Origin of the sequence: Pseudomonas sp. WS 5021 (assembly GCF_012985535.1) — a bacterium.
Classification (GTDB): domain Bacteria; phylum Pseudomonadota; class Gammaproteobacteria; order Pseudomonadales; family Pseudomonadaceae; genus Aquipseudomonas.
In genome coordinates this window covers 490,342-515,527 of sequence record NZ_JAAQWP010000003.1, presented here as the reverse complement: position 1 = coordinate 515,527, position 25,186 = coordinate 490,342, and the positions used below count along the sequence as shown (strand labels likewise).

22 protein-coding genes are annotated in these 25,186 nt (G+C 62.7%); 12 read left to right on the top strand and 10 right to left on the bottom strand.

Going from position 1 to position 25,186, the window contains the following annotated elements; genetic code table 11:
• Positions 1–58: 58 nt before the first annotated feature.
• A complete protein-coding gene (locus HBO19_RS12330; RefSeq protein WP_170057581.1) occupies positions 59–1,054 on the top strand; it encodes a hydrolase in 996 nt (331 codons plus the stop codon).
• A 113-nt stretch (positions 1,055–1,167) separates the two neighbouring features.
• Here the strand turns inward: HBO19_RS12330 and HBO19_RS12325 are convergent, their stop codons facing one another.
• The gene (locus HBO19_RS12325; protein ID WP_170057580.1) at positions 1,168–2,022 is read right to left on the bottom strand and encodes a sulfurtransferase; all 855 of its coding nucleotides are present in this window, start codon (positions 2,020–2,022) and stop codon (positions 1,168–1,170) included.
• A 33-nt stretch (positions 2,023–2,055) separates the two neighbouring features.
• Positions 2,056–2,727 (bottom strand): TetR/AcrR family transcriptional regulator, encoded by a 672-nt coding sequence (locus HBO19_RS12320; protein ID WP_029300622.1) that lies wholly within the window; start codon positions 2,725–2,727, stop codon positions 2,056–2,058.
• Positions 2,728–2,874: 147 nt separating this feature from the next.
• Between HBO19_RS12320 and HBO19_RS12315 the strand changes: the two genes are divergently transcribed.
• The 5 genes from HBO19_RS12315 (at position 2,875) to HBO19_RS12295 (ending at position 7,478) form a co-directional block, all read left to right on the top strand.
• A complete protein-coding gene (locus tag HBO19_RS12315) occupies positions 2,875–4,302 on the top strand; it encodes a coniferyl aldehyde dehydrogenase (protein WP_169954944.1) in 1,428 nt (475 codons plus the stop codon).
• Positions 4,303–4,330: 28 nt separating this feature from the next.
• A complete protein-coding gene (locus HBO19_RS12310; protein WP_169954945.1) occupies positions 4,331–4,876 on the top strand; it encodes a twin-arginine translocation pathway signal protein in 546 nt (181 codons plus the stop codon).
• A 57-nt stretch (positions 4,877–4,933) separates the two neighbouring features.
• Positions 4,934–6,529, top strand: a complete 1,596-nt coding sequence (locus tag HBO19_RS12305; protein ID WP_170057579.1) for a GMC family oxidoreductase — start codon at positions 4,934–4,936, stop codon at positions 6,527–6,529.
• Positions 6,530–6,643: 114 nt separating this feature from the next.
• On the top strand, positions 6,644–7,123 hold the full coding sequence (gene coaD / locus HBO19_RS12300; protein ID WP_003176711.1) for a pantetheine-phosphate adenylyltransferase: 480 nt from the start codon (positions 6,644–6,646) through the stop codon (positions 7,121–7,123).
• A gap of 103 nt (positions 7,124–7,226) precedes the next feature.
• Complete coding sequence (locus HBO19_RS12295) at positions 7,227–7,478, top strand: YfhL family 4Fe-4S dicluster ferredoxin (protein ID WP_003213796.1); 252 nt, start codon at positions 7,227–7,229, stop codon at positions 7,476–7,478.
• 122 nt (positions 7,479–7,600) lie between these two features.
• Here HBO19_RS12295 and mutM read toward each other — a convergent pair whose 3' ends face one another.
• Entirely contained in the window at positions 7,601–8,413 is an 813-nt protein-coding gene (mutM, locus tag HBO19_RS12290; RefSeq protein WP_057440389.1) for a bifunctional DNA-formamidopyrimidine glycosylase/DNA-(apurinic or apyrimidinic site) lyase, read from the bottom strand.
• 21 nt (positions 8,414–8,434) lie between these two features.
• Positions 8,435–9,247 carry an HDOD domain-containing protein gene (locus tag HBO19_RS12285; protein ID WP_169955046.1) on the bottom strand — a complete coding sequence of 271 codons (813 nt, stop codon included), beginning with the start codon at positions 9,245–9,247 and terminating at the stop codon, positions 8,435–8,437.
• A gap of 310 nt (positions 9,248–9,557) precedes the next feature.
• Between HBO19_RS12285 and HBO19_RS12280 the strand changes: the two genes are divergently transcribed.
• The 3 genes from HBO19_RS12280 (at position 9,558) to ilvD (ending at position 14,269) form a co-directional block, all read left to right on the top strand.
• Positions 9,558–10,754, top strand: a complete 1,197-nt coding sequence (locus HBO19_RS12280; RefSeq protein WP_170057578.1) for a class I SAM-dependent rRNA methyltransferase — start codon at positions 9,558–9,560, stop codon at positions 10,752–10,754.
• Between the two features lie 245 nt (positions 10,755–10,999).
• Positions 11,000–12,199, top strand: a complete 1,200-nt coding sequence (locus HBO19_RS12275) for an MFS transporter (protein ID WP_170057577.1) — start codon at positions 11,000–11,002, stop codon at positions 12,197–12,199.
• A gap of 228 nt (positions 12,200–12,427) precedes the next feature.
• The gene (ilvD, locus tag HBO19_RS12270; RefSeq protein ID WP_170057576.1) at positions 12,428–14,269 is read left to right on the top strand and encodes a dihydroxy-acid dehydratase; all 1,842 of its coding nucleotides are present in this window, start codon (positions 12,428–12,430) and stop codon (positions 14,267–14,269) included.
• 168 nt (positions 14,270–14,437) lie between these two features.
• Here ilvD and HBO19_RS12265 read toward each other — a convergent pair whose 3' ends face one another.
• Entirely contained in the window at positions 14,438–15,436 is a 999-nt protein-coding gene (locus HBO19_RS12265; RefSeq protein ID WP_170057670.1) for a haloacid dehalogenase-like hydrolase, read from the bottom strand.
• A 302-nt stretch (positions 15,437–15,738) separates the two neighbouring features.
• Between HBO19_RS12265 and HBO19_RS12260 the strand changes: the two genes are divergently transcribed.
• The gene (locus HBO19_RS12260; protein ID WP_170042142.1) at positions 15,739–17,130 is read left to right on the top strand and encodes an L-cystine transporter; all 1,392 of its coding nucleotides are present in this window, start codon (positions 15,739–15,741) and stop codon (positions 17,128–17,130) included.
• A 67-nt stretch (positions 17,131–17,197) separates the two neighbouring features.
• On the opposite strand, the gene HBO19_RS12255 is transcribed toward HBO19_RS12260, so the two are convergent.
• The gene (locus tag HBO19_RS12255) at positions 17,198–17,710 is read right to left on the bottom strand and encodes a dihydrofolate reductase (protein WP_169954952.1); all 513 of its coding nucleotides are present in this window, start codon (positions 17,708–17,710) and stop codon (positions 17,198–17,200) included.
• A gap of 69 nt (positions 17,711–17,779) precedes the next feature.
• Between HBO19_RS12255 and HBO19_RS12250 the strand changes: the two genes are divergently transcribed.
• Positions 17,780–19,159: a DUF2868 domain-containing protein gene (locus HBO19_RS12250; RefSeq protein ID WP_170057575.1), complete on the top strand. Its 1,380-nt coding sequence runs from the start codon at positions 17,780–17,782 to the stop codon at positions 19,157–19,159.
• Positions 19,152–20,519, top strand: coding sequence for a DUF3482 domain-containing protein (locus HBO19_RS12245; RefSeq protein WP_169954954.1), 1,368 nt, complete (start codon positions 19,152–19,154; stop codon positions 20,517–20,519). The genes HBO19_RS12250 and HBO19_RS12245 overlap by 8 nt, the downstream gene beginning before the upstream one ends.
• Here the strand turns inward: HBO19_RS12245 and HBO19_RS12240 are convergent.
• The 4 genes from HBO19_RS12240 to HBO19_RS12225 form a co-directional block, all read right to left on the bottom strand.
• Complete coding sequence (locus HBO19_RS12240) at positions 20,516–21,070, bottom strand: phosphonate degradation HD-domain oxygenase (RefSeq protein ID WP_169954955.1); 555 nt, start codon at positions 21,068–21,070, stop codon at positions 20,516–20,518. The two genes, HBO19_RS12245 and HBO19_RS12240, sit on opposite strands and share 4 nt — an antisense overlap.
• A gap of 141 nt (positions 21,071–21,211) precedes the next feature.
• A complete protein-coding gene (locus HBO19_RS12235; RefSeq protein ID WP_057440401.1) occupies positions 21,212–22,237 on the bottom strand; it encodes a putative 2-aminoethylphosphonate ABC transporter substrate-binding protein in 1,026 nt (341 codons plus the stop codon).
• A 25-nt stretch (positions 22,238–22,262) separates the two neighbouring features.
• Positions 22,263–23,987 (bottom strand): putative 2-aminoethylphosphonate ABC transporter permease subunit, encoded by a 1,725-nt coding sequence (locus HBO19_RS12230; RefSeq protein WP_170057574.1) that lies wholly within the window; start codon positions 23,985–23,987, stop codon positions 22,263–22,265.
• A gap of 1 nt (position 23,988) precedes the next feature.
• Positions 23,989–25,053, bottom strand: a complete 1,065-nt coding sequence (locus HBO19_RS12225; protein ID WP_169954958.1) for a putative 2-aminoethylphosphonate ABC transporter ATP-binding protein — start codon at positions 25,051–25,053, stop codon at positions 23,989–23,991.
• Positions 25,054–25,186 lie beyond the last annotated feature (133 nt).

Here is a 25,186-nt window from a genome sequence, read left to right as displayed (position 1 = left end):
AAACGCTGTAGGCGCGAGTTTGTCTGCGGGCAGGCCCGCGCCTACAGGACAGGTATTCATGACATCGCCAGCAAACCGCTTCACCCCCGCCTTCGGCCTCGGCAACCCACATCTGCAAACGCTGTGGGGCCCGCTCTGGCGCCCCACCACCCACCTCGAGCGCCAGCGCGAGCGCCTGTGGCTGGAAGATGGCGATTTTCTCGACCTCGACTGGCACGGCCCCCACGACCCGCATGCGCCCTTGGTGCTGGTGCTGCATGGGCTGACCGGTTCATCCAACTCGCCCTACGTTGCCGGCCTGCAAAAAGCCCTGGCCAGCCAGGGCTGGGCCAGTGTCGCGCTGAATTGGCGTGGCTGCTCCGGCGAACCCAACCTGTTGGCCCGCAGTTACCACTCCGGCGCCAGTGAAGACCTGGCCGCCGCCATCGCGCACCTGCGGGCCAAGCGGCCGTTGGCGCCGCTGTATGCCGTGGGTTACTCCCTGGGCGGGAATGTGCTGCTCAAGCACCTGGGCGAAACCGGCGACCACTGCGGCCTGCAAGGCGCGGCGGCGGTATCGGTGCCGTTTCGCCTGGATCAGTGCGCCGACCGCATCGGCCTGGGCTTCTCACGGATCTATCAGAAGCACTTCATGCGCGAGATGCTCAGCTATATCCGGGTCAAGCAGCGCCAATTCACCCAGGACGGGCGCGAAGACGCACTGAAGACCCTGGCCGAGCTGGGCTCGCTGGAGAAGATGCGCACATTCTGGGATTTTGATGGGCGCGTCACCGCACCGCTGCATGGCTATCTGAGCGCCGAGGACTATTACCGGCGGGCGTCGAGTCGTTACTTCCTGGGGGAGATTCGCACGCCAACGCTGATCATCCAGGCGGCGGATGATCCTTTTGTGTTTGCCCACAGCTTGCCCCAGGCCAGCGAACTGTCGGACTGCATCGAGTTTGAACTGCAGGCCAAGGGTGGGCATGTGGGGTTTGTCGAGGGTTCGCTGAAGACGCCTGGGTACTACCTGGAGCGGCGGATCCCGCATTGGTTACGGGTAAAACACGGTTAATCATGTGGGAGCGGGCTTGCTCGCGAATGCGGCGTTTCAGCTAATAAATTCGGTGGCTGGCACACCGCATTCGCGGGCAAGCCCGCTCCCACATTTGATCGGGGATTACTCGCTTAGTCGCCGCTAGCAATTTCCCGCTGCGGATCAGTGATCCACTCACTCCACGACCCCGCATACAACTTGCCCAACGGATACCCCGCCAGGCTCAAGGCAAACAGGTTGTGGCACGCCGTCACACCCGAGCCACAATACGCCACCAATTCCTGGGGCGAGCGGCCTTGCAGCTTTTCTGTAAACCGTTGCTTGAGCTGCGACACCGGCAAGAAGCGCCCGTCACTGCCCAGGTTTTCGCTGAACGCCGCACATTGCGCGCCGGGAATATGCCCGGCAATCGGGTCAATGGGTTCCACTTCACCGCGAAAGCGCGGCAAGGCACGGGCGTCGATCAAGGTCAGGCCCGGCTGGCCCAGGCGTTTTTGCAGGTGCTCGGCGTCCAGCAGAAGATGGTTGTCCGGGCTGCCGGCAAAGGTGCCAGGCTCGGTGCTCGGCGCATCCAGGCTCAAGGGGAAACCGGCGCTGTGCCAGGCCTTCAGGCCACCATCGAGGATCGACACACCGTCACGCTTGCCCAGCCACACCAGCAGCCACCAGGCACGGGCGGCAAACGCGCCAGGACCGTCGTCATACAGCACGATTTCGCTGTCGGCATTGACGCCCCAGGCCTGTAACTGCTGGACCAGCACCTGGGGCGCCGGCAGCGGATGGCGACCAGTCACGCCCTTGGTCACTGGCCCACTGAGATGGCGCTCCAGGTCCGCATACTGCGCCCCCTCGATATGCCCTTCGGCATAGCTGCAACGCCCGTAATCCGGGTCTTCCAGGGCAAAACGGCAATCGAGGATGACTAAGCCTGCGTGCTGCTGGCGTTCGGCCAGTTGTTGCGGGCTGATCAGTTGCGCAAGCGGCATGACGGACTCCTGGAAATACGTTCGGGAAAGGGCCTACTTCACTTCTTCCAGTGCCTGACTTAGAGGCACGTAAAATTCCTTGAACAACGCGTCCACGGCTTCTTTGGCCTGGGGCGTGATAAACCCCGCCTCCAGCACCAGCACCTGATACACCCCGCGCTTGATCGCCTCGGCACTCAGGTGTGCGGAGTTCTCGTTGGTGGTGCACAAAAAGCGCACCCAGGAGGTGAGGATGATCCAGGCGTTGAGGGTCAAGGCTTCGGTCTGCACCGGGTCCATGTTCAGGATCCCGGCCTCGACAAACCCCCGGTAAATCGCGCCGCCCTGGATCAGGCAGCGCTGGGAAAAGCGCCGGTAGCCGGTGGCCAGTTCCGGGTCGCTTTCCAGCAGATGCTCAAGGTCGCGGTGCAAAAAGCGGTAGCGCCACATGCCGGCCAACACCGCCTGCAAGTAGAAGCGCTTGTCCTCGACCACCATGGCGCGCCCCTGGGGCGGGCGCAGGAAGCTGTCTACCAAGGCTTCGTACTCGCGAAACAGCACGGCGATAATCGCCTGCTTGTTCGGGAAGTGGTAGTACAGGTTGCCGGGGGATATTTCCATGTGGGCGGCAATATGGTTGGTGCTGATGCTGCGCTCGCCCTGCTGGTTGAACAGCTCCAGGCTGGTTTGCACAATGCGTTCGCTGGTCTTTACTCGTGGTGCCATGGGGTATCGGCTTCTAAAATCCTGATGCAAACATCTTACGGTCTATCCTTGCCAGGATAAAACTGCATGTTGCCGCGAAGTCATTTGACAAAATAGAGCAATAACTCTAAAAACGCAGGTATTCCAATAACAATCGGGAACTGCGCCATGTCTGCCAACGTTGCCTACCTGCAAGATTCCCAGGCGCTGGACCAACTCCAGGACCTGTTCGCTGCTCAGCGCCGCGCCTACGCGGCCAACCCGATGCCAACGGCGGCGCAGCGCCAGCAGTGGCTCAAGGCCTTGCGCGACCTGCTCAGCGATGAGCGCCAGGCGCTGATCGAGGCCATCAGCAGCGATTTCAGTCATCGCAGTGCCGACGAAACCCTGTTCGCCGAACTGATGCCCAGCCTGCATGGCATTCACTACGCCAGCAAACACCTCAAGGGCTGGATGAAACCGTCGCGCCGCGCTGTAGGTATAGCCTTCCAGCCGGCATCTGCCAAAGTGATCTATCAACCCCTGGGCGTCATCGGGGTGATCGTGCCCTGGAACTACCCGTTGTACCTGGCCATCGGCCCGCTGGTCGGCGCGTTGGCGGCGGGCAACCGGGTGATGCTCAAGCTCAGCGAATCCACCCCTGCCACTGGCCAGTTGCTCAAGACCCTGCTGGCGCAAATCTTCCCCGAAGACCTGGTGTGCGTGGTGCTCGGCGAAGCAGAAGTGGGCATGGCGTTCTCCAAGCTGCCGTTCGATCACCTGCTGTTCACCGGTGCCACCAGCATCGGCAAGCATGTGATGCGCGCCGCCGCCGAGCACCTGACCCCGGTCACCCTGGAGCTGGGCGGTAAATCCCCGGCGATTGTCTCGGCCGATGTGCCGCTCAAGGATGCCGCTGAACGGATCGCATTCGGCAAGGCGCTGAATGCCGGGCAAACCTGTGTGGCGCCGGACTACGTGCTGGTTCCCGAAGACCGTGTGGACGGCTTCGTCGAGGCCTACACCCAGGCGGTACGTGGGTTTTATCCGACCCTGGCCGACAACCCGGACTACACCGCCATCATCAACGAGCGACAACTCGCCCGACTCAATGCCTACGTCAAGGACGCAACCGACAAGGGCGCGACCCTGGTGCCGCTCTATGACCAGGGCCAGGCACGGCGCATGGCCCATAGCCTGCTGCTGAATGTCAGCGATGAAATGACCGTGATGCAGGACGAGATTTTCGGCCCGGTGTTGCCCATCGTGCCCTATCGCGGGATCGACCAGGCCTTTGCCTACATCAACCAACGCCCTCGCCCACTGGCGCTGTATTACTTCGGCTACAACAAGGCCGAACAGAATCGCGTACTCCACGAGACCCATTCCGGCGGCGTGTGCTTGAACGACACCCTGCTGCACGTGGCCCAGGACGATATGCCTTTTGGCGGCATCGGCCCGTCGGGCATGGGTCACTATCACGGCCATGAAGGGTTCCTCACGTTCAGCAAGGCCAAGGGGGTGCTGATCAAGCAACGCCTGAATGCGGCCAAGCTGATTTACCCACCGTATGGCAAAGCCATCCAGAAACTGATCCAGAAGCTGTTCGTGCGCTAAAACCGTTACCACCGGGACCACAATAAAAATGAACCCTAGCCTGACTGAATCACCCGCGCTGTCACGGCGCGGCGTCTTGAAGATCGGCCTGTGCGCCAGCGCCTTCCTGGCCACCGCAGGCCTTGGCGCCAGCCTCAGCGGTTGCTCCAGCAGCACCCCCGCCAGCGGCTTTGCCATGCTGCGCAACAGCGACCTGCCGTTTTTGCGCGCAGTGATCCCGGTGTTACTCGAAGGCGCGGCCAGCGCCGAGGTGGTGGCGGCAGGCATTGAAGACACCCTGAAAAAACTCGATTACAGCCTGCTGCACCTGTCGCCGGAGATGTTCAAGCTGACCCAGCAGTTGTTCGACGTACTGGGCATGGCCGTCACCCGTGGCCCGCTGACCGGCATCTGGGGCAGTTGGGAAAATGCCAGCAGCGAGCAGATCCGCAACTTCCTGCATCGCTGGGAGAACAGCTTCCTCAACCTACTGCGCATGGGCCAGGGCTCGCTGCTCAAGCTGGTGATCATGGCCTGGTACTTTCGGCCCGAGTCCTGGGCCCATTGCGGGTACCCCGGGCCACCGAAGATCTGACCTTGGCAACCCACTTTGATAGCCACTCCGTAGCCAAAACAATAAGAGAACAAGCTAATGCCCGTACCTGATGTGTTCCGCGATGGCATGGCCCGCGGCTGGAAAACCCATAACGGCGCCGCCCTCGACCAGGACCTGGTGCTGGAAGCCGATGTCGCGATCATCGGCAGCGGCGCAGGCGGCGGCACTACCGCAGAGATTCTCAGCGCCGCCGGCTACAAGGTGCTGCTGATCGAAGAAGGCCCGCTCAAGACCAGCAGCGACTTCAAGCTGCTGGAAGACGAGGCCTACGCCAGCCTGTATCAGGAAGGCATCGGCCGCATGAGCAAGGACGGCGCCATCACCATCCTGCAAGGCCGCGCCGTGGGCGGCACCACGCTGATCAACTGGACCTCGAGCTTTCGCACCCCCGACCCGACCCTGTCCCACTGGGCCAGCGAGTACGCGGTCAAGGGCCACAGCAGCGCCGAGATGGCGCCGTGGTTTGAAAAGATGGAACAGCGCCTGGGCATCGCACCCTGGGCCCTGCCGCCCAACCCCAACAACGATGTGATCCGCCAAGGCTGCGAAAAGCTCGGCTACAGCTGGCACGTGATCCCGCGCAACGTGCGCGGCTGCTTCAACCTGGGCTATTGCGGCATGGGCTGCCCGGTCAACGCCAAGCAATCGATGCTAGTGACCACCATTCCCTCGACCCTGGAGCAAGGCGGCGAGTTGCTGTACCTGGCCCGCGCCGAGCGCCTGAAGTTCAGCGGCGACACCATCACCAGCCTCGAATGCGTGGCCATGGATGCGCGCTGCGTAGCGCCTACCGGCCGCAAGATCACGGTCAAAGCCAAGCATTACGTACTGGCCGGCGGCGGCATCAACAGCCCGGCGCTGTTGATGCGCTCGGACGCACCCGACCCGCATTCGCGCCTGGGCAAGCGCACGTTCCTGCATCTGGTGAATTTTTCTGCGGGGCTGTTCGACGAGGTGATCAACCCGTTCTACGGCGCGCCGCAGTCGATTTACTCCGACCACTTCCAATGGCAGGACGGCACCACCGGCAAAATGTCCTACAAGCTCGAAGCGCCGCCGTTGCACCCGGCGCTGGCCAGCACATTGTTCGGGGGTTATGGCACGCAGAACGCCCTAGACATGAGCCAGTTGCCCAAGACCCACGCCATGCTGGCGCTGCTGCGCGACGGCTTCCACCCCGACAGCCAGGGCGGCAGTGTCGGCCTGCGCGGCGATGGCACGCCGGTGCTCGACTATGAGGTCTCGCCCTACGCCTGGGACGGCCTGCGCCGGGCTTTCCACAGCATGGCCGAGATCCAGTTTGCCGCCGGCGCCAAGTCGGTCAAGCCGCTGCACCACGACGCGCGCTACGTCAACACACTGGCGCAGGCCCGCAGCCTGATTGACGGCCTGAACCTGGAACTGCATCGCACCTGCCTGGGCAGCGCCCATGTGATGGGCGGTTGCGCCATGGGCGAAGAGCCGAAAAACGCCGTGGCCGACAGCCTGGGGCGGCATCACCAACTGCGTAACCTGTCGATCCACGACGGCTCGCTGTTCCCCACCAGCATCGGCGCCAACCCCCAGCTTTCGGTGTACGGCCTGACTGCGCAACTGGCGACGGCGCTGGCTGAACGTCTGAAAACAGCATGAAAAAACCAGGTATTCGCGGTGTCTATAGTGCTTTCTTCTGAATAAGTTGACTTGGCCGACCGGGATGGCTGCGATACCATCCGGTTCCCCAACGGACTCCGCCAGGACGACGCGATGAACCGAGTGTTGTACCCAGGTACCTTCGACCCGATTACCAAAGGCCATGGCGATCTGGTCGAACGCGCCTCGCGCTTGTTCGACCATGTGATCATCGCGGTCGCGGCCAGCCCCAAGAAAAACCCGCTGTTTCCCCTGGAACAGCGCGTGGAGCTGGCCCGCGAGGTCACCAAGCACCTGCCCAACGTGGAAGTGGTGGGCTTTTCGACGCTGCTGGCGCACTTTGCCAAGGAACAGAACGCCAATGTGTTCCTGCGTGGCCTGCGGGCGGTGTCGGACTTCGAATATGAATTCCAGCTGGCCAATATGAACCGCCAACTGGCGCCGGACGTAGAGAGCCTGTTCCTTACGCCGTCGGAGCGTTACTCGTTCATTTCCTCGACCCTGGTGCGGGAAATCGCGGCATTGGGTGGGGATATCACCAAGTTTGTGCACCCTGCGGTCGCCGATGCGCTGACGCTGCGCTTCAAGAAGTAAGACCGCTCGACCGGCGCCCGCTCGCACTGCGGGCGCCAATGCGGCACAATTGCGCGCATTAGTTTTTCAGATGCCTTGGCAGAGCGCCCTGGCAGGAGTTTCCATGTCCCTGATCATCACCGACGATTGCATCAACTGCGACGTCTGCGAACCCGAGTGCCCGAACGCTGCCATTTCCCAGGGTGAAGAGATCTACGTGATCGACCCCAACCTGTGCACCCAGTGTGTCGGCCACTACGACGAACCCCAGTGCCAGCAAGTGTGCCCGGTCGATTGCATCCCGCTGGATGAGGCACACCCTGAGACTGAAGAGCAGTTGATGGAGAAGTACCGGTTGATTACCGGTAAGGCCTGAGACCTTGTGGTGGCTGGGAGGGCCTCATCGCGGGCAAGCCCGCTCCCACACTTGAAGGTGTTCACAAGTCAAAATGTGGGAGCGGGCTTGCCCGCGATGACGGCAGCCGCCGTCACACACAATCAGCTCTGGCACTTAGGGCAAAACACACTCGCCCGCTGCCCCAGCATCACATTGCGCAACTCACTGCCGCAGACCTTGCACGCCTCGCCACCCCGGCCGTAGACGAACAGTTCCTGCTGGAAATACCCCGGCTGGCCATCACCCCCGATAAAGTCGCGCAATGTCGTACCGCCGCGCTCGATGGCGGCCGCGAGGATGCGTTTGATCTCGATCGCCAGCTTCAGGTAACGCCCACGGGAAATGCCCTTGGCCTCCCGGCGCGGGTCGATCCCGGCGGCAAACAGCGCCTCGGTCGCGTAGATATTGCCCACCCCCACCACCACCGCGTTGTCCATGATGAACGGCTTGACCGCCATCGAGCGACCACGGGACAGCTGGAACAGGCGCTCGCCGTCGAACAGGTCGGTCAACGGCTCCGGCCCCAGGCGCAACAGCAGTTCGTGGTTGTGCGGGTCCTGGCTCCAGAGCATCGCGCCAAAGCGCCGGGGGTCGGTGTAGCGCAGGGCCAGGCCCGACTCCAGCTCGATATCCACATGCTCGTGCTTGGCTGCCGGCAGGCCGACTTCCACCAGGCGCAGGTTGCCCGACATGCCCAAGTGGCTGATCAAGGTGCCGACTTCGGCGTTGATCAGCAGGTACTTGGCCCGCCGCTCCACCAGCACGATGCGCTGCCCGGACAGCCGCACATCGAGGTCTTCGGGGATCGGCCAGCGCAGGCGCCGTTCACGCACCACCACGCGGCTGACCCGCTGGCCTTCCAGGTGCGGCGCAATTCCGCGCCGGGTGGTTTCGACTTCTGGCAGCTCAGGCATATTCGTCTCGCGATAGAAAGGTTAGTGCGCGCCCAGCTCGCGGATCGACAACTTCAGGCTCTCGAAGTCGTAGTCCGACAGGCCCACGTAATCCAGCACCAGGTGGCCGATGCTGTCCCATTCATGGTCAACCGTCTGGTTGCCCAGCACCCGATAGGACGCGCAAATGTGCTCGGCCATCTTCAGGATCGCCAGCAGGTTTTTCAGCGGGCTGTTACGCGCCGACTCATCGCTGAAAATCGCCAGGGCGTTGTGGTGGTTGGCGATGGCGTTGGTCACATGCTCCGGCAGGCGCCAGGACTTGGCGGTGTAGTAGCCCACCACCGCGTGGTTGGTGTGGAACGCACGGTTCTCGGTGTCGACCACCCGGCAATCGGGCCCTGCCTTGGCGTAGGAGTCTTCCAGCACGCTCATGTAGTCCGGGAAACGCTTGAGCATCAGCGGCACGCCACAATCGTGGAACAGCCCCAGGGCATAAGCTTCGTCCACCGCCTGGGAGCCGGTGCGCTTGGCTAGGGTCAGGCAGGTCATCGCCACATCCTGGGCGGTGTCCCAGAACCGGTTGAGGGTGACGATGGTGTCGTCGCTCATCTCGCCCTTGATCGACTGGGCGTTGATCAGGTTGACGATCGAGCGGCTGCCCAACAGGTTCACCGCGCGCTGGATCGAGGCAATCTTGTTGCTCAGGCCGTAATACGGCGAGTTGACGATTTTAAGCAATGAGCCGGAGAGGCCCGGGTCCTGGGAGATCAGCCGCGCAATCACCTCCAGGTCCGGATCGGGCATGTATTGCTCCATCTGCAAATCCACCATGATTTGCGGTTGGGGCGGCACGCTGATGCCTTGCAGGGCCTGTTGGATCTGTTCGGCGGAAAGCTCTTGGGACATAAATACACACTCTGGGCTAGGCGCGAATTCTAACCTCTAAGCAAAGCTGACCGACACCTCAAAAACCCGATTGGAAACCGGAGCAAAATGTGGGAGCTGGCTTGCCTGCGATGGCATCGTTGCGGTGGCATCGCTGCGGTGCGACAGACAGACCGAGTCGCCTGGATCGCAGGCAAGCCAGCTCCCACATGTCCGGCGGCGCGGCCAACAACGACACAACACGGTATACTCCCGCTCTTTTTTCCGGAGCGACGTCATGTCCCTGCCAAGCCTGCGTCTCAAAGCCAACGCCGATCGTCGTTTGCGCAACGGCCACCTGTGGGTCTACAGCAACGAAATCGATGTGGCCGCCACCCCACTCCACGGCTTCCAGGCAGGCGACCAGGCCATCCTCGAAGCGGTCGGTGGCAAGACCCTGGGCATCGTGGCCATGAGCCCGAACAACCTGATCTGCGCGCGCCTGCTGTCGCGCGATATCAAGTTGCCATTGGACAAGTCGCTGCTGGTGCACCGCCTCAACGTCGCCCTGTCCCTGCGCGACCGCCTGTTCGACAAGCCGTTCTACCGCCTGGTCTACGGCGACTCCGACCTGTTGCCGGGCCTGGTGGTCGACCGTTTCGGCGATGTCCTGGTGGTACAAATCGCCTCGGCGACCATGGAAGCCCATAAAGAAGACGTGATCGCCGCACTGACCCAAGTGCTCAAGCCCAGCGGCATCCTGTTCAAGAACGATTCCGCCGCGCGCGACGCCGAAGGCCTCAACCGCTACGTCGAAACCGTGTTCGGCCTGGTGCCAGAGTGGGTTGCCCTGGAAGAAAACGGCGTGCAATTCGAAGCCCCGGTGATCCAGGGCCAGAAGACCGGCTGGTTCTACGACCACCGCATGAACCGTGCACGCCTGGCCCCGTATGCCAAAGGCAAGCGCGTTCTCGACCTGTACAGCTACATCGGCGGCTGGGGCGTGCAAGCTGCCGCGTTCGGCGCCAGTGAAGTGTTCTGCGTCGACGCCTCGGCTTTCGCCCTTGATGGCGTAGAGCGCAACGCCGCGTTGAACGGTGTTGCCGAGAAAATGACCTGCATCGAAGGCGACGTGTTCGAAGCCCTCAAAGAATTGAAAGCCAGCGAAGAACGCTTCGACGTGATCGTCGCCGACCCACCGGCCTTCATCAAACGCAAGAAAGACATGAAGAATGGCGAGGGCGCCTACCGCCGCCTGAACGAGCAAGCCATGCGCCTGCTCAGCAAGGACGGAATCCTGGTCAGCGCCTCGTGCTCCATGCACCTGCCTGAAGACGACCTGCAAAACATCCTGCTGACCAGCGCCCGCCATCTGGACCGCAATATCCAGATGCTCGAACGTGGCGGCCAGGGCCCGGACCACCCGGTGCACCCGGCGATTGCCGAGACGCGCTACATCAAGAGCATCACGTGCCGGTTGCTGCCCAATAGCTAAGTAACACGCAGATCAAAGGTGGGAGTGGGCTTGCTCGCGATAGCGGTGTATCAGTTACAGATTTTTAATCTGTTACACCGCTATCGCAGGCAAGCCAGCTCCCACCTTTTTTGTGCCGTATCAAAAAGATTTTCCTACCGTCGCAAGCCATACGCCCTCAGGAAATTTCCCTCGACGATTTTGATTGAATTCCACTTTTTGCAGACTAGTATCGGTTTCTGGCTTCACTGCGGAAAACAAAAACAATGTCTGATTCCACCTGCTCGCCCGTCCTCGATGGCCCAGCCAAACGCCAGTATCTTTCCCGCTTCATCCTCATCACCTGCATTTCCCTGATCAGTTTCTTCCCGATCAATATCCTGCTGCCTTCATTTCCGGCCCTCGCCGCCAGGTTCGACACGCCCAGCGCCAATGTCGCGCTGTCCATCAGCCTGTTTACCCTGGTCTTTTCGGTCTCCCAACTGATCGCCGGCCCACTCTCGGATAAATGGGGGCGCAAGGAAGTCCTGCTTGGCTGCATCACACTGTCGATCCTGGGGGCGATAGGCTGCACGTTGGCACAGGATTACCTGACCTTCCTGCTGTTTCGCAGCGTGCAGGCCATGGGCTGTGGCTTCTTCGTGCTGGGCCACGCCCTGGTGGAAGACCTGTTCGACGAACAGGACCGGGCTCGCGTGCGCCTGTATTACATGACCCTGAGCGGCTCGTTCGTCGCCCTTTCGCCGCTGATCGGCTCCTGGCTGCAAACCACCTTTGACTGGCAAGGCAGCTTCTACGGGTTCGCGGTGATGGCATTGGGCATGTTGATCCATGCGCTGTGCATCCTGCCCACCAAGTCCGCCAGCCCCCATCGCGCATCGGTGTCGATCATTGCCACGTTGAAAGCCGTGGCCGGCAACCGGGACTTCCTGCGCTACTGGTGGATCGCCGCCCTGGTGTTCGCCTGCTACTTTGCCTTGATCAGCGTCACACCCCTGATGTTCATGGATGGGCTGAAACTGTCCGAATACCAGTACGCCCTGGTGCTGATGGTCTATGGCGTGGCCTATCTGCTGGGCGGCGTGGTGGCCTCGTTTCTGCAAAAACGCATCTCGCTGGCCCGGCAAATCAATATCGGCCTGGGGTTACTGCTGGTGGCCGGTGTGCTACTGATGCTGATCGTCAGCCTTGACGCCATCACCACCATAACCCTGCTGATCCCGATGCTGATCAGCGCCCTGGCCGTGACCCTGGTGCGCCCGGCGGCCATTTCGGCGGCGATGCTGCTGTTCTCAAGCAGCGCGGGCACGGCCGCTTCGGCGGGCAACAGCATCATGTTCCTGACGGCCGCCATCAGCAGCGCAGCCCTTGCGCAAACCGGAACGCATTTGCTGATGACCATTGCCGCAAGCTTTATCGTCTTCAGCCTCTGGGGCTGGCTGACAAATACGAGGGTCGGGCGATAAAGCCCCGGGACATGCTTCTCGCCATTCCCTCCCGACGCCAGCGGTGTAGAATCGACCCTATTCATCGCCAGTCATCCCCCGGCGGGTTTATGAGCTCAAGGCCAATGCGCACGGCGATCCCGTAACGTTTGCGGCAACTTCCGGACACACGGCTATTTCTGAGTGTTCCAGACGTCAATAGAAGCTCACTCCCCTATTTAGTACCTGATTAGCCGCCCGGAGTGCTCCATGCCAGATTACCGCTCGAAAACATCCACCCATGGCCGCAACATGGCCGGCGCCCGCGCACTGTGGCGTGCCACGGGGATGAAAGATGACGACTTCAAGAAGCCGATCATCGCGATTGCCAACTCGTTCACCCAGTTCGTACCGGGCCACGTCCACCTCAAGGACCTGGGCCAACTGGTCGCCCGCGAGATCGAACGTGCTGGCGGCGTAGCAAAAGAATTCAACACCATTGCCGTGGATGACGGCATCGCCATGGGCCATGACGGCATGCTGTATTCCCTGCCGAGCCGCGAGATCATCGCCGACTCCGTGGAGTACATGGTCAACGCCCACTGCGCCGACGCCATCGTCTGCATCTCCAACTGCGACAAGATCACCCCCGGCATGCTGATGGCATCCCTGCGCCTGAACATCCCGGTGATCTTCGTCTCCGGCGGTCCGATGGAAGCCGGCAAAACCAAACTCGCCTCCCACGGCCTGGACCTGGTGGACGCCATGGTCATCGCCGCCGATTCCAGCGCTTCTGACGAGAAAGTCGCGGAATACGAGCGTAGCGCCTGCCCGACCTGCGGTTCGTGCTCCGGCATGTTCACCGCCAACTCGATGAACTGCCTGGTGGAAGCCCTGGGCCTGGCCTTGCCGGGCAATGGTTCGACACTGGCCACCCACAGCGACCGCGAGCAGCTGTTCCTGCAGGCCGGCCGCACCATCGTCGACCTGTGCAAGCGTTACTACACCGACAACGACGAGTCGGTATTGCCACGCAATATCGCCAACTTCAAGGCGTTCGAAAACGCCATGACCCTGGATATCGCCATGGGCGGTTCCACCAACACCATCCTGCACTTGCTGGCCGCAGCGCAAGAAGCCGAGATCGACTTCGACCTGCGCGACATCGACCGCCTGTCCCGCCACGTGCCGCAGTTGTGCAAGGTCGCGCCGAACATCCAGAAGTACCACATGGAAGACGTGCACCGCGCCGGCGGGATCTTCTCGATCCTAGGCTCCCTGGCCCGTGGCGGCCTGCTGCACACCGACCTGCCGACCGTGCACAGCACGTCCATGGCCGAGGGCATCGCCAAGTGGGATATCACCCAGACTGACGACGAAGCCGTGCACACCTTCTTCAAGGCCGGCCCGGCCGGCATCCCGACCCAGACGGCCTTCAGCCAGTCGACCCGTTGGGACACCCTGGACGACGACCGTGAAAACGGCTGCATCCGCAGTGTCGAGCACGCGTACTCGCAAGAAGGCGGCCTGGCCGTGCTCTACGGCAACATCGCCCTCGACGGCTGTGTGGTGAAGACCGCTGGCGTGGATGAGTCGATCCACGTGTTCGAGGGTCGCGCCAAGATCTACGAAAGCCAGGACAGCTCGGTGCGCGGCATCCTCGCCGACGAAGTGAAAGAAGGCGACATCGTAATCATCCGCTACGAAGGCCCGAAAGGCGGCCCGGGTATGCAGGAAATGCTCTACCCGACCTCGTACCTGAAATCCAAGGGCCTGGGCAAAGCCTGTGCGCTGCTGACCGACGGGCGCTTCTCGGGCGGCACTTCGGGCCTGTCCATCGGCCATGCTTCGCCAGAAGCCGCTGCCGGTGGCGCGATTGGCCTGGTGCAGGATGGCGACAAGGTGCTGATCGACATTCCGAACCGCTCGATCAACCTGTTGATCAGCGACGAAGAACTGGCCGCACGCCGGGTCGAGCAGGACAAGAAAGGCTGGAAACCGGTGGAGAAGCGTCCGCGCAAAGTCACCACCGCCCTCAAGGCCTACGCCCTGCTGGCCACCAGTGCCGACAAGGGTGCGGTGCGTAACAAGGCCATGCTCGACGGCCTGTAAGCCCCGCCCATAAAAATGCCCCGCCACGTGCGGGGCATTTTTTTGCCTGCCTGAATTGCCAAACCACAGGAGATCAAATGTAGGAGCTGGCTTGCCTGCGATCCAGGCGACTCGGTCTGCCTGCCACACCGCAGTGATGCCATCGCAGGCAAGCCAGTTCCCACAGGGTTACTGGATTTCATCGGGCTTGACGATCACCCAGTTCTTGTCCGCCGTCACCGCCAGCCCTTCCTTGGCCTGGGCCGCCGCATGCTTGGCCATCATGCCGTTGAGCTGGGTCATGTACTTGTCCTTGCGGTTGATCCACAAGTGGATGCCACCCTTGGCCACGTCCACATCGTGAAACAGCATGTAGCCGTCGCTGGTAGGGGTGTCGCCGCCGACCAGTAGCGGTTTTTTCCACTCGTCGATGTAGGTGAGGATCGCCGCATGCTTGCCGGCCATCCAGGTCGCCGGGGTCCACAGGTAGGGGGTCAGTTCCAGGCTGAGGTTGGCCTTTTCATCGTATTTGCCGGCGCTGATCTGCTTGCGGGCAGTGGTCAGCTCGCCAGTCTTGCGGTCCTTGAGCAACAGGCTGACCCCGATGACATTCTGCGGCTTGACGTTGTAGCCGTACTTCGGATCGGAGGCGACCATGCGCACCAGCTCTTCAGAGGCGGCGGTCATCACGTACACGTCGATGCCGTTTTCCATCAGTTTGTTGTACAGCTCGGTCTGGCCGGTGAAGATTTTCGGCGGTTGCACCTCCATGTTCTTCACCACATCGCCTTCAAAGTAGGTGACCGGCACCGGTTTGCCGGAGGCCATCAACTCATCCACGTAACCCTTGAGTTCCTTGAGGGTAAAGCCTGAAAACACCTGGGCGACCCACGGGTAGCAGACCATGTCGTCCACTTCGCACAGGCGATAGTAGTAACTGAACAGACTTTCCTTGTGCTCGGCGGTGTCTTTGAACGGCATAAGCTTGAGCGATGGATCGAGACTGTCGCGGGTGATCAGGCCCTTGTTTTCCATGTACGGCAACAGCGACTCTTCGAGGTCGAAGCGGTAGCTGGTGTTGTCCATGTCGAACACCGCGTAATTGCCCTTGTTGGCGTTGGCCGCAATCATTTCATTGAGTTGCTTGGCGGCGGGTGCCGGCCAGTGCTTCAACTCGGTGGCGGCCATGACCTGGCTGGCAAGCCCCAGGCACAGCGCGGCGGCAAACAGTCTCGACGTGAGCTTCATGTGCGTTTTCTCCCTGAGTGAAAGACATCGACGCTAACAAATCCGTGTGACCGTTCCCGGCACCAGCACGACCGTCTGCGTCCTGAAACCGCCACCGGCATATGTCAGGGCGCCAGGCCCTTATTCCAAAAACGACAGTAGTCATTCCATAAAGGTATTAAATCAATATATTTCAAGCTGTTAGGCTTTCCGGTTCGCAGTCGCACGCTCAGGCGACTGGCAGCCATTTACTTGGAGCTTCAATGAATCTGCCGCTGATTCTCAATCTGCTGGTGTTCCTGGCCTTATTGCTAGGCCTGGCCCAAACCCGTCGCACCCACTGGAGCCTGGCCAAGAAGGTCCTGCTGGCCCTGGTGCTCGGGGTGGTGTTTGGTGTGGTCCTGCACACCATCTACGGCGCCGGCCATCCGGTGCTCAAGGCCTCGATCAGTTGGTTCGACCTGGTGGGCAATGGTTATGTGCAGCTGTTGCAGATGATCGTGATCCCGCTGGTGTTCGCCTCGATCCTCAGCGCCGTGGCCCGCCTGCATAACGCCGCGTCCCTGGGCAAGATCAGCTTCCTGACCATCGGCACGCTGCTGTTCACCACCGCCATTGCGGCGCTGATCGGTATCGGCCTGACCAACCTGTTCGGCCTCACCGCCGAAGGCCTGGTGGCCGGCACCCAGGAACTGGCACGCCTGCAGGTGATCCAGAGTGACTACGCGGGCAAGGTCGCCGACCTGAATATCCCGCAGTTGCTGCTGTCGTTCATCCCGCAGAACCCGTTTGCCGACCTGGCCCGGGCCAAGCCGACGTCGATTATCAGTGTGGTGATCTTCGCTGCGTTCCTGGGGGTTGCCGCGCTGCAACTGCTCAAGGACGACGTGGAAAAAGGCCAGAAGGTGCTGAACGCCATCGACACCCTGCAAGCCTGGGTGATGCGCCTGGTGCGCCTGGTGATGAAACTGACCCCCTACGGCGTGCTGGCGCTGATGACCAAAGTGGTCGCCAGTTCCAACCTGCAAGACATCATCAAGCTCGGCAGCTTTGTGCTGGTGTCCTACCTGGCGCTGGGGCTGATGTTTGTGGTCCACGGCCTGCTCCTGTCGCTGGCCGGGATCAACCCGCTGCGCTTCTTTCGCAAAGTATGGCCGGTGCTGACTTTTGCCTTCACCAGCCGCTCCAGCGCGGCGAGCATCCCGCTGAGCATCGAGGCGCAGACGCGCCGCCTGGGCATCCCGCAGTCCATCGCCAGCTTCGCTGCCTCGTTCGGCGCGACGATTGGCCAGAACGGCTGTGCCGGCCTGTACCCAGCGATGCTGGCCGTGATGGTGGCGCCGACCGTGGGCATCAACCCGCTGGACCCGCTGTGGATCGCTACCCTGGTGGCAATCGTGACCCTGAGTTCGGCCGGTGTGGCCGGCGTAGGCGGCGGTGCGACGTTTGCCGCGCTGATCGTGCTACCGGCCATGGGCTTGCCGGTGGCGTTGGTGGCATTGCTGATTTCCGTGGAGCCGCTGATCGACATGGGCCGCACGGCGTTGAACGTGAATGGTTCGATGACCGCCGGGGCGATTACCAGCCAGATCATGCAGCAGACCGATAAAAAGCTGCTCGATGCCGATGAGCATGCTGAGTTGGCGCAGGCCTGATAGAGCGCTATCGCCGGCAAGCCGGCTCCTACACGGTCCTGTAGGAGCCGGCTTGCCGGCGATGCTTTTAGGCCTTTTCCCAGACTTCGAAGTTGTACGCCGGCTTGTCGCCTTCTGCCGGATTCTGCACATTCGACACCAGCGTCCACCGGTTCAAGTCAAACTCCGGAAACCACGCATCCCCCTGCGGGCTCAACGCAACCCGCGTCAGATACAGGCGATCCGCCTGCTCCAGCCCCTGCGCATACAGTTGCGCGCCGCCGATCAGCATCAGCTCGTCCACGCCCTGCTCCAGCGCCCAGGCCTCGGCTCGCTCAATTGCCGCATCGAGGGACGGAAAAACTTCCGCACCTTCGAGCACCAGATCGGTCTGACGGCTGACCACTATGTTCAAGCGACCCGGCAACGGTCGACCCAGGGAGTCCCAGGTCTTGCGCCCCATAATGATCGGCTTGCCCAGGGTGGTGGCCTTGAAATATTTGAAATCCCCCGGCAAATGCCAGGGCATGCTGTTGTCGACGCCGATCACGCGGTTTTCACCGAGGGCTGCGATCAGGCTTAAAGGGAGAGTTTTTTTCATGGCGACGAGAATACCAGAGGCGCGGGCCAGCGGTTATGCTCCAGGCTCACTGACACAACAGGACGGCGCGTGACTGCTCTGAACCCCCTGCACACACTCTGGCTGACGGAAACCGTGCGCCTGCGTGAAGAACACGCCGGCCCCCTGGAAGACCAGGAAGCCAATCGCCTGGCCCGCAGCAACGGCGGCGACCTGCCGACGCGCATTCAAAACCGCGCGCTGTGGCTGGCCGAGCGTGACGGCCTGCGCGCCGCCCTGCTGCATTGGCTGCAAGGCGCACGCCTGGCGCTGATCGTGCTGATGGTGCTGGCCATCGTCAGCGGCGCTGGCCTGGCCTTCGCCGCCCTGGGCAACGGCCTGGCCCCGGTCAATGTGTTCTGGGCCCTGGGCAGCCTGCTGGGCTTGAACCTGATCCTGCTGCTGAGCTGGGCCCTGGGCTTGCTGTTTGCCGGCGAACACAGCGCCAGCCTCGGCCGCCTGTGGTTGTGGCTCAGCGAAAAACTCGCCCGCGATGCCAAGGCCGCGCAACTGGCGCCAGCGCTGTTGTTGCTGCTGCAACGCCATAAGCTCAACCGCTGGGCGGTGGGTGTGCTGGTCAATGGCCTGTGGCTGCTGGCACTGTGCAGCGCGCTGGTGATCCTGCTGACGCTGATGGCCACCCGGCGCTACGGGTTTGTCTGGGAAACCACCATCCTTGGCGCCGACACCTTTGTCAGCGTGACCCAGGCCCTGGGCAGCCTGCCCGCGCTGCTCGGTTTCAGCGTACCCAGCGTGGAGATGATCCGCGCCAGCGGCGATTCGGCGCTGAATATCGAGAGCGCCCGCCAGGCCTGGGCTGCGTGGCTGGTAGGGGTGTTGCTGGTTTATGGCTTGCTGCCAAGGCTGATCCTCGCCGTACTGTGCCTATGGCGCTGGAAACGCGGGCGCGCAGCCCTGGGCCTGGACCTCAACCTGCCCGGCTACAGCCACTTGCGCGAAGCCTTGACGCCCAGCAGCGAACGCCTTGGCGTCAACGATGCCGCGCCGCCGCAGTTGCACCACGTCAGCGGCGGCGCCAGCGACCTGCACAGCGATGGCGCCCTGCTGGTGGCCATCGAACTGGACGACCAGCGCCCCTGGCCGCCCAAGTTGCCGGCCACGGTCAAGGACGCCGGCATCCTCGATAGCCGCGAATCGCGCCACAAACTGCTGGAGCAACTGACCCGCTTCCCGCCGGCACGCCTGCTGATCGCCTGCGATCCACGCCGCTCGCCGGATCGCGGCAGCCTCGCGCTGATCGGCGAGCTGGCCCGCAGCGCCAGCGCTACCCGCGTCTGGCTGCTGCAAGCGCCACCGGGCCAGGCGCTGGATGCCGAGCGCCTCGGCGATTGGCACAGCGCGTTGCGGCAACTGGACTTGCCCTTCGCCGATTGCGCGCCGCTCACCTGGCTGGAGACCGGTCATGACTAAACCCCTGAAACTGGCGGTGGTCGGCCACACCAACGTCGGCAAGACCTCGCTGCTGCGCACCCTGACCCGAGACGTGGGCTTTGGCGAAGTGTCCCACCGCCCCAGCACCACCCGGCATGTCGAAGGTGCGCGCTTGTCGGTCGACGGCGAGGCCTTGCTGGAGTTGTACGACACCCCAGGCCTGGAAGATGCCATCGCCCTGCTCGACTACCTCGAACGCCTCGACCGCCCCGGTGAACGCCTGGATGGCCCGGCGCGCCTGGCGCGTTTCCTCGAAGGCAGCGAAGCCCGCCAGCGCTTTGAGCAGGAGGCCAAGGTCTTGCGTCAGTTGCTGGCGTCCGACGCCGGCCTGTACGTGATCGACGCCCGGGAGCCGGTGCTGGCCAAGTACCGCGACGAGCTGCAAGTGCTGGCCAGTTGCGGCAAACCGCTGCTGCCGGTGCTCAACTTTGTCAGCAGCGCCGAACACCGCGAGCCGGACTGGCGTGAAGCCCTGGCCCGCCTGGGCCTGCACGCGCTGGTGCGCTTTGACAGCGTGGCGCCCCCCGAGGATGGCGAGCGGCGGTTGTATGAAAGCCTCGCCCTGTTGCTGGAAAGCTCGCGGCCACAGTTGGAACGGCTGATCCTCGACCAGGAAGCCCAGCGCCAGGCGCGCCAGCTAAGCGCCGCGCGCCTGATCGCCGAGCTGCTGATCGACTGCGCCGCGTGCCGGCGCAGCGTGGTCACCGAGGATGAACAGCAAGCCATCAGCGATCTGCGCAAGGCCGTGCGCCAGCGCGAACAACGTTGCGTCGAGGCCCTGCTCAAACTCTACGGCTTCCGCCCGCAAGACGCTGCGGCCAGCGACCTGCCGTTGCTGGACGGGCGTTGGGGTGATGATTTGTTCAACCCCGAAACCCTCAAGCAACTGGGGGTGCGAGTCGGCGGCGGGATTGCCGCGGGGGCCGCCGCCGGTGCCGGTGTGGATTTGCTGGTGGGCGGCCTGACCCTGGGCGCAGCCGCCCTGGCCGGGGCGATTGCCGGCGGCGCGCTGCAAACCGCGCGCAGCTACGGCAGCCGTCTGCTGGGCAAGATCAAGGGCCAGCGCGAACTGACCGTGGATGACAGCGTGTTGCGCCTGTTGGCCCTGCGCCAGCGCCAGTTGCTCAAGGCCCTGAACCTGCGCGGGCATGCGGCGCTGCACAGCATCAAGGTCGACACCCCGCAGGACAAGAGCTGGCGCGAAGGCAAACTGCCCGACGCCTTGCACAAGGCGCGCGCCCATCCGCAATGGTCATCGCTCAACCCTCACCCAAGGTTGAGCCAGGCCGAGCGCCAGGAACAGATCGAGGCCCTGGCCCAACGCCTGGACGAGGCCTAGGCCGCCAGCAGTTGCCGGGCCTTGGCCTTCAACACCTCAAGGTCGAGCAGCGGCACGTGCATTTCCTTGGCCTGTTCATCCCAGTGGCGCATGCGCAGGCTCACCGCGCACAGCGGGTCCTGCTCGAACGCGCGGGCCTCGTCGGCCGTCATCACCCCGCCCTGATAACCCAGGGTGCGGCGGCTGGCCTCGCTCAAGCGTGCGTAATAGTCCGGCTGGCTGAAGGTCAGGTAACGCTTGGCCTGCACGTGATACTCCACCAGTTTCGCCAGGCGCTCGCTGAACCCGGCGCGCCGCAAGTAATCGGCGCCCAGGCGTTCGTGGCTGACCACGCCGTAGCCACCCATGTTCGCGCCACCCTGGCCGCAGATATGTCCGATGTCGTGAAAGAACGCCGCCAGCACCACTTCATCGTCGAAGCCTTCGGCCATGGCCAGTTGCGCGGCCTGGGACATATGCTCGATCTGCGACACCGGCTCGCCGATATAATCGGCAGCGCCATGCTGTTCATACAGAGCAAAGACCTCGGCGACTACCTGCTCAGCTTTCATTAGGCCTCTCCCCAGAATTAAGTGATGTAGCGAATTGCAAACCGCTATCGCCGGCAAGCCAGCTCCTACAGGGTGAATTGTGAACACCTTCAAATGTGGGAGCTGGCTTGCCGGCGATAAGGCCATCAGCCCCAACGAATATTATTGACCTGCCACTTTCTCCGATTTGCCGTCATAGCGCTTGCGCCATTCAGCCAGGATGTTGTCACGGTTCTTCGAGGCCCAGGCAAAGTCGTTTTTGATCAGGCGCTGCTCATAGTCCGCCGGCAATTCGGTCTGCGGCTTGGCAATGCCCGGCTGGGCCAGCACCGCGAAGTTTTCCTTGTACAGCTCCATCGCTGCGGGGCTGGCGGAGAAGTCGGCGAGTTTCTGCGCTGCTTCCGGGTGGGCCGTGCCCTTGATCACCGCAGTGGCTTCGATATCCCAGCCCAGGCCTTCCTTGGGCAAGACGATGTCCAGCGGCGCGCCCTGGCGTTTCAACTGTACCGCCGGGTATTCGAAGGAAATGCCGATCGGGAACTCACCCGAAGCCGCCAGCTTGCACGGCTTGGAACCGGAGTGCACATACTGGCCGATGTTCTGGTGCAGATCATCCATGTACTGCCAGCCCTGCTTCTCACCGAAAGTCTGCAACCAGGCGCTGACGTCGAGAAAACCGGTGCCGGACGACGCCGGGTTAGGCATGACGATCTTGCCCTTGTACTCAGGCTTGGTCAGGTCCTGCCAGCTGATGGGTTTGCTCAGGCCCTGTTTCTCGGCTTCGACGGTGTTGAAGCAGATCGTCGCGGCCCACACGTCCATGCCGACCCAGGCCGGTGGGTTGGCGGCGTCTCGGTAGTTCTTGCCAATCTTGTCCAGATCCTTTGGCGCATAGCTTTGCAGCATGCCTTGCTGATCGAGGATCGCCAGGCTGGAAGCCGCCAGGCCCCACACCGCATCGGCTTGCGGGCGGGCTTTTTCTGCCAGCAGCTTGGCGGTGATGATGCCGGTGGAGTCGCGCACCCACTTGATCTCGACGTCCGGGTTGGCCGCCTCGAAGGCTTTCTTGTAGGTCTTCAACTGCTCGGCTTCAAGGGCCGTGTACACGGTCAACTCGGTCTTGGCAGCAAAGGCATTCAGGCTGAACGCGGTGAGCACAGCAGCGGCGAGGGCCAGGGGCTTGAACATGGTGCGTTTCCTTGTGGGGGCAGAGTTATTGACCGGGCGCGGTTTGGCGCCAGGCCTGGGAGCGGCGCAACAAACCGCGTGAGGCCCACGCCAGCAGCAGCGAGACGCTGGCTGAGGTGAACAGAATCAGGGTCGACATGGCCGCCGCGCCGCCTACGTTGCCGGCGTCGTCCATGTTCAGCACGGCCACTGCGGCGAGGATGGTGTCGGGGCTGTAGAGAAAAATCGCGGCCGATACGGTGGTCATCGCCGAGACAAACAGGTAGCGCAGGATGTCCAACAGCGCCGGCAGGCAGATCGGCACGGTGACCCGCAAAAAGTGGCGGTACAGCGGCGCCTTGAGCGACAGCGCGGCGGCTTCGAACTCGGCGTCGAGTTGGCGCAGGGCCGTGGTGGCGGTCATTTGCGCGGTGGTCAAATAGTGAGCAATGGTGCACACCACCAGCAGCGTCATGGTCCCGTAGAGCACATGCAGCGGGTTGCCGTTGAGGTTGAAAAAGAACACGTAGCCCAGGCCCAGCACCAGGCCCGGCACCGCCATCGGCACAAAGCTGAGCATGCGCAGCGCCAGGTTGAGGCCTTTTTGCCCCTTGGTCTTTTCCATCAGATAAGCGCCGGTGAAGATCAGTACGCTGCCGATCAGTGCGGTGCAGATCGCCATGGTCAGGCTGTTGCGATAGGCCAGCCAGCCGCCGCCGGCGGTGTCATTGAACTGGTAGTGGTTGAGCGACAGCGACAGGTTGTACGGCCAGAACTTCACCAGCGACGAGTACACCGCCATGCCGAACACCAACAGCAGCACCGCGCAGATCAGCAGCACAATCGCCAGGTAACAGCCATCACGCAGGCGCGATGGCGCCGGCTGGAACACCTGGGCGCGGCCGCTCATGGAGTCGCCGTGGCGCCGGCGCAGCCAGGTATCCACCGCAAAACTGAGCAGCGCCGGCAACAGCAGCACCATGCCGATCAGGGCACCACGACCGAATTGCTGCTGGCCGACCACGGCCTTGTAGGCTTCCAGCGCCAGCACTTGATAGTCGCCGCCCACCACCACCGGCACGCCGAAGTCGGTGATGGTCAGGGTGAACACCAGGCAGAACGCGGCGAACACCGCCTGGCGTGTCGCCGGCCAGGTGATGCTGCGAAACGCCCGGGCCGGGCTGGCGCCCATGCTTGAGGCGGCATCGAACAGCCGCGCGTCCGCCAGGGACAACGCCGACAGCAGGATCATCAGCGCGTGGGGAAAGGTGTAGATCACTTCACCGAGGACAATCCCCCAGAAGCCGTAGATGTTGTCTGACAGCAAACCGCGCAACATGCCCTGGTTGCCGAACAGGTACACCAGGGCGATGCCCGGCAACATCGACGGCGCCATCAGCGGCAGCAACGACAGGCCGCGCCAGAGGGTCTTGCCGGGGATCAGCGTGCGTTGCAGGGCGTAGGCAAACAGGTAGGCCAGGGGTACGACAATGATTGCGACGCTCAGGGAAACCTTCAGGCTATTGCCCAGCAGCCAATGGAAGTTGGCGCTGGTCAGCAACTCGCGCGCGGCCACCAGGCCGCCGCCCTGGCCGTCTTCGGCGCTGAAACCGCGCCAGAAGATCGCCAGCAGCGGCAGCAGCACGGCGACGCCCAACAGGCACAGCAACAGCAGCTTGCCGCCCAGCACAAAGATGCGGTCGCCGATTTGCGCACGGGAAGCCTGACGGGCCACGCGGCCGGGTACCGGCAGGCTCATATCAACGGCCATCTCAGGCAAACACCTGCAGGCTGCGCGGTGGCAGTGCCACCCAGATGTCCTGGGCGCCCAGGCGCGGCATGGCTTCCGGCGCCAGTTCGGCCAGCAGCGAATGGCCGGGCAACTGGTCCAGTTCAAAGCTCATGCGGCAACGGTTGCCGAGGAAGGTGATCTCGCGGACCTTGGCCGGGAACAGGTTTTCTTCGTGTACCGGCGGGTTGACGCTGATCGCTTCCGGCCGGCAGAACAGGCGGCCCGACGCGGCTTTGCCGCAGTCATCGGCCAGGCGCACGTTCATCCCGCCGACCTGGGCGTGGCTGGCGCTGTTGCGGCTGAACGGCAGCCAGTTGCCCTGGCCGACAAACTCGGCCACGAACGGCGTGGCCGGGCGGTCGTAGATTTCTTGCGGGGTGGCGTACTGCTCGACCTTGCCGTTGTTCATCACGGCGATGCGGTCGGCCATCAGCATGGCCTCGTCCTGATTGTGCGTGACCATCAGGGTGGTGATGCCCAGGCGGCGTTGCAGTTGGCGCAGCTCGGTACACAGGTGCTCGCGCACCCGGGCATCGAGGGCCGACATCGGTTCGTCCAGCAGCAACAACGACGGGGCCGGCGCCAGGGCACGGGCCAGGGCGACGCGCTGTTGCTGGCCGCCGGACAGTTGGCCGGGGTATTTTTTTTCGCTGCCGGTCAGGCCCACCAGTTCCAGCATCTGCGCCACGCGCTTGCGCACTTCATCGCGACCGCTGCCGGTCAGGCCGTAGCCGATGTTGGCCTCGACGCTGAGGTTGGGAAACAGCGCGTAGGACTGGAACAGAATGCCGTAGTCCCGCGCCTGGGGTGCCAGTAGGGAAACATCGCGATCACCCAGGTACAACTCGCCGCTGTCCTGGCGCTCCAGGCCGGCGATGCAGCGCAGCAAGGTGGTCTTGCCGCAGCCCGAGGGACCGAGCAGGCACACAAGTTCACCGGCGGCGACGTCCAGGGACACATGGTCCAGGGCAGTAAAGGCGCCAAAGCGCTTCTGGATACCACGCACCTTCATCGGCGCGCCGGGGTTGAGCTGGGCTGTGTTCATGGTGGCACCTCATCAAACTGATGAAGGCCATGCTAGGCAGCAAATGCGTCCCTGGTGTGGCAGGAAGGCAAAAGCGGGTGATAGTGGTATTGGTGGATTTGGGTAGAGGTATAGCCTTGGGGTGTTTGGTCTA

Coding starts and splice junctions, on each gene's coding strand:
- HBO19_RS12330 (WP_170057581.1), top strand. CDS start 59: ATGACATCGCCAGCAAACCGCTTCACCCCCGCCTTCGGCCTCGGCAAC.
- HBO19_RS12325 (WP_170057580.1), bottom strand. CDS start 2,022: ATGCCGCTTGCGCAACTGATCAGCCCGCAACAACTGGCCGAACGCCAG.
- HBO19_RS12320 (WP_029300622.1), bottom strand. CDS start 2,727: ATGGCACCACGAGTAAAGACCAGCGAACGCATTGTGCAAACCAGCCTG.
- HBO19_RS12315 (WP_169954944.1), top strand. CDS start 2,875: ATGTCTGCCAACGTTGCCTACCTGCAAGATTCCCAGGCGCTGGACCAA.
- HBO19_RS12310 (WP_169954945.1), top strand. CDS start 4,331: ATGAACCCTAGCCTGACTGAATCACCCGCGCTGTCACGGCGCGGCGTC.
- HBO19_RS12305 (WP_170057579.1), top strand. CDS start 4,934: ATGCCCGTACCTGATGTGTTCCGCGATGGCATGGCCCGCGGCTGGAAA.
- coaD (WP_003176711.1), top strand. CDS start 6,644: ATGAACCGAGTGTTGTACCCAGGTACCTTCGACCCGATTACCAAAGGC.
- HBO19_RS12295 (WP_003213796.1), top strand. CDS start 7,227: ATGTCCCTGATCATCACCGACGATTGCATCAACTGCGACGTCTGCGAA.
- mutM (WP_057440389.1), bottom strand. CDS start 8,413: ATGCCTGAGCTGCCAGAAGTCGAAACCACCCGGCGCGGAATTGCGCCG.
- HBO19_RS12280 (WP_170057578.1), top strand. CDS start 9,558: ATGTCCCTGCCAAGCCTGCGTCTCAAAGCCAACGCCGATCGTCGTTTG.
- HBO19_RS12275 (WP_170057577.1), top strand. CDS start 11,000: ATGTCTGATTCCACCTGCTCGCCCGTCCTCGATGGCCCAGCCAAACGC.
- ilvD (WP_170057576.1), top strand. CDS start 12,428: ATGCCAGATTACCGCTCGAAAACATCCACCCATGGCCGCAACATGGCC.
- HBO19_RS12265 (WP_170057670.1), bottom strand. CDS start 15,436: ATGGCCGCCACCGAGTTGAAGCACTGGCCGGCACCCGCCGCCAAGCAA.
- HBO19_RS12260 (WP_170042142.1), top strand. CDS start 15,739: ATGAATCTGCCGCTGATTCTCAATCTGCTGGTGTTCCTGGCCTTATTG.
- HBO19_RS12255 (WP_169954952.1), bottom strand. CDS start 17,710: ATGAAAAAAACTCTCCCTTTAAGCCTGATCGCAGCCCTCGGTGAAAAC.
- HBO19_RS12245 (WP_169954954.1), top strand. CDS start 19,152: ATGACTAAACCCCTGAAACTGGCGGTGGTCGGCCACACCAACGTCGGC.
- HBO19_RS12240 (WP_169954955.1), bottom strand. CDS start 21,070: ATGAAAGCTGAGCAGGTAGTCGCCGAGGTCTTTGCTCTGTATGAACAG.
- HBO19_RS12235 (WP_057440401.1), bottom strand. CDS start 22,237: ATGTTCAAGCCCCTGGCCCTCGCCGCTGCTGTGCTCACCGCGTTCAGC.
- HBO19_RS12230 (WP_170057574.1), bottom strand. CDS start 23,987: ATGGCCGTTGATATGAGCCTGCCGGTACCCGGCCGCGTGGCCCGTCAG.
- HBO19_RS12225 (WP_169954958.1), bottom strand. CDS start 25,053: ATGAACACAGCCCAGCTCAACCCCGGCGCGCCGATGAAGGTGCGTGGT.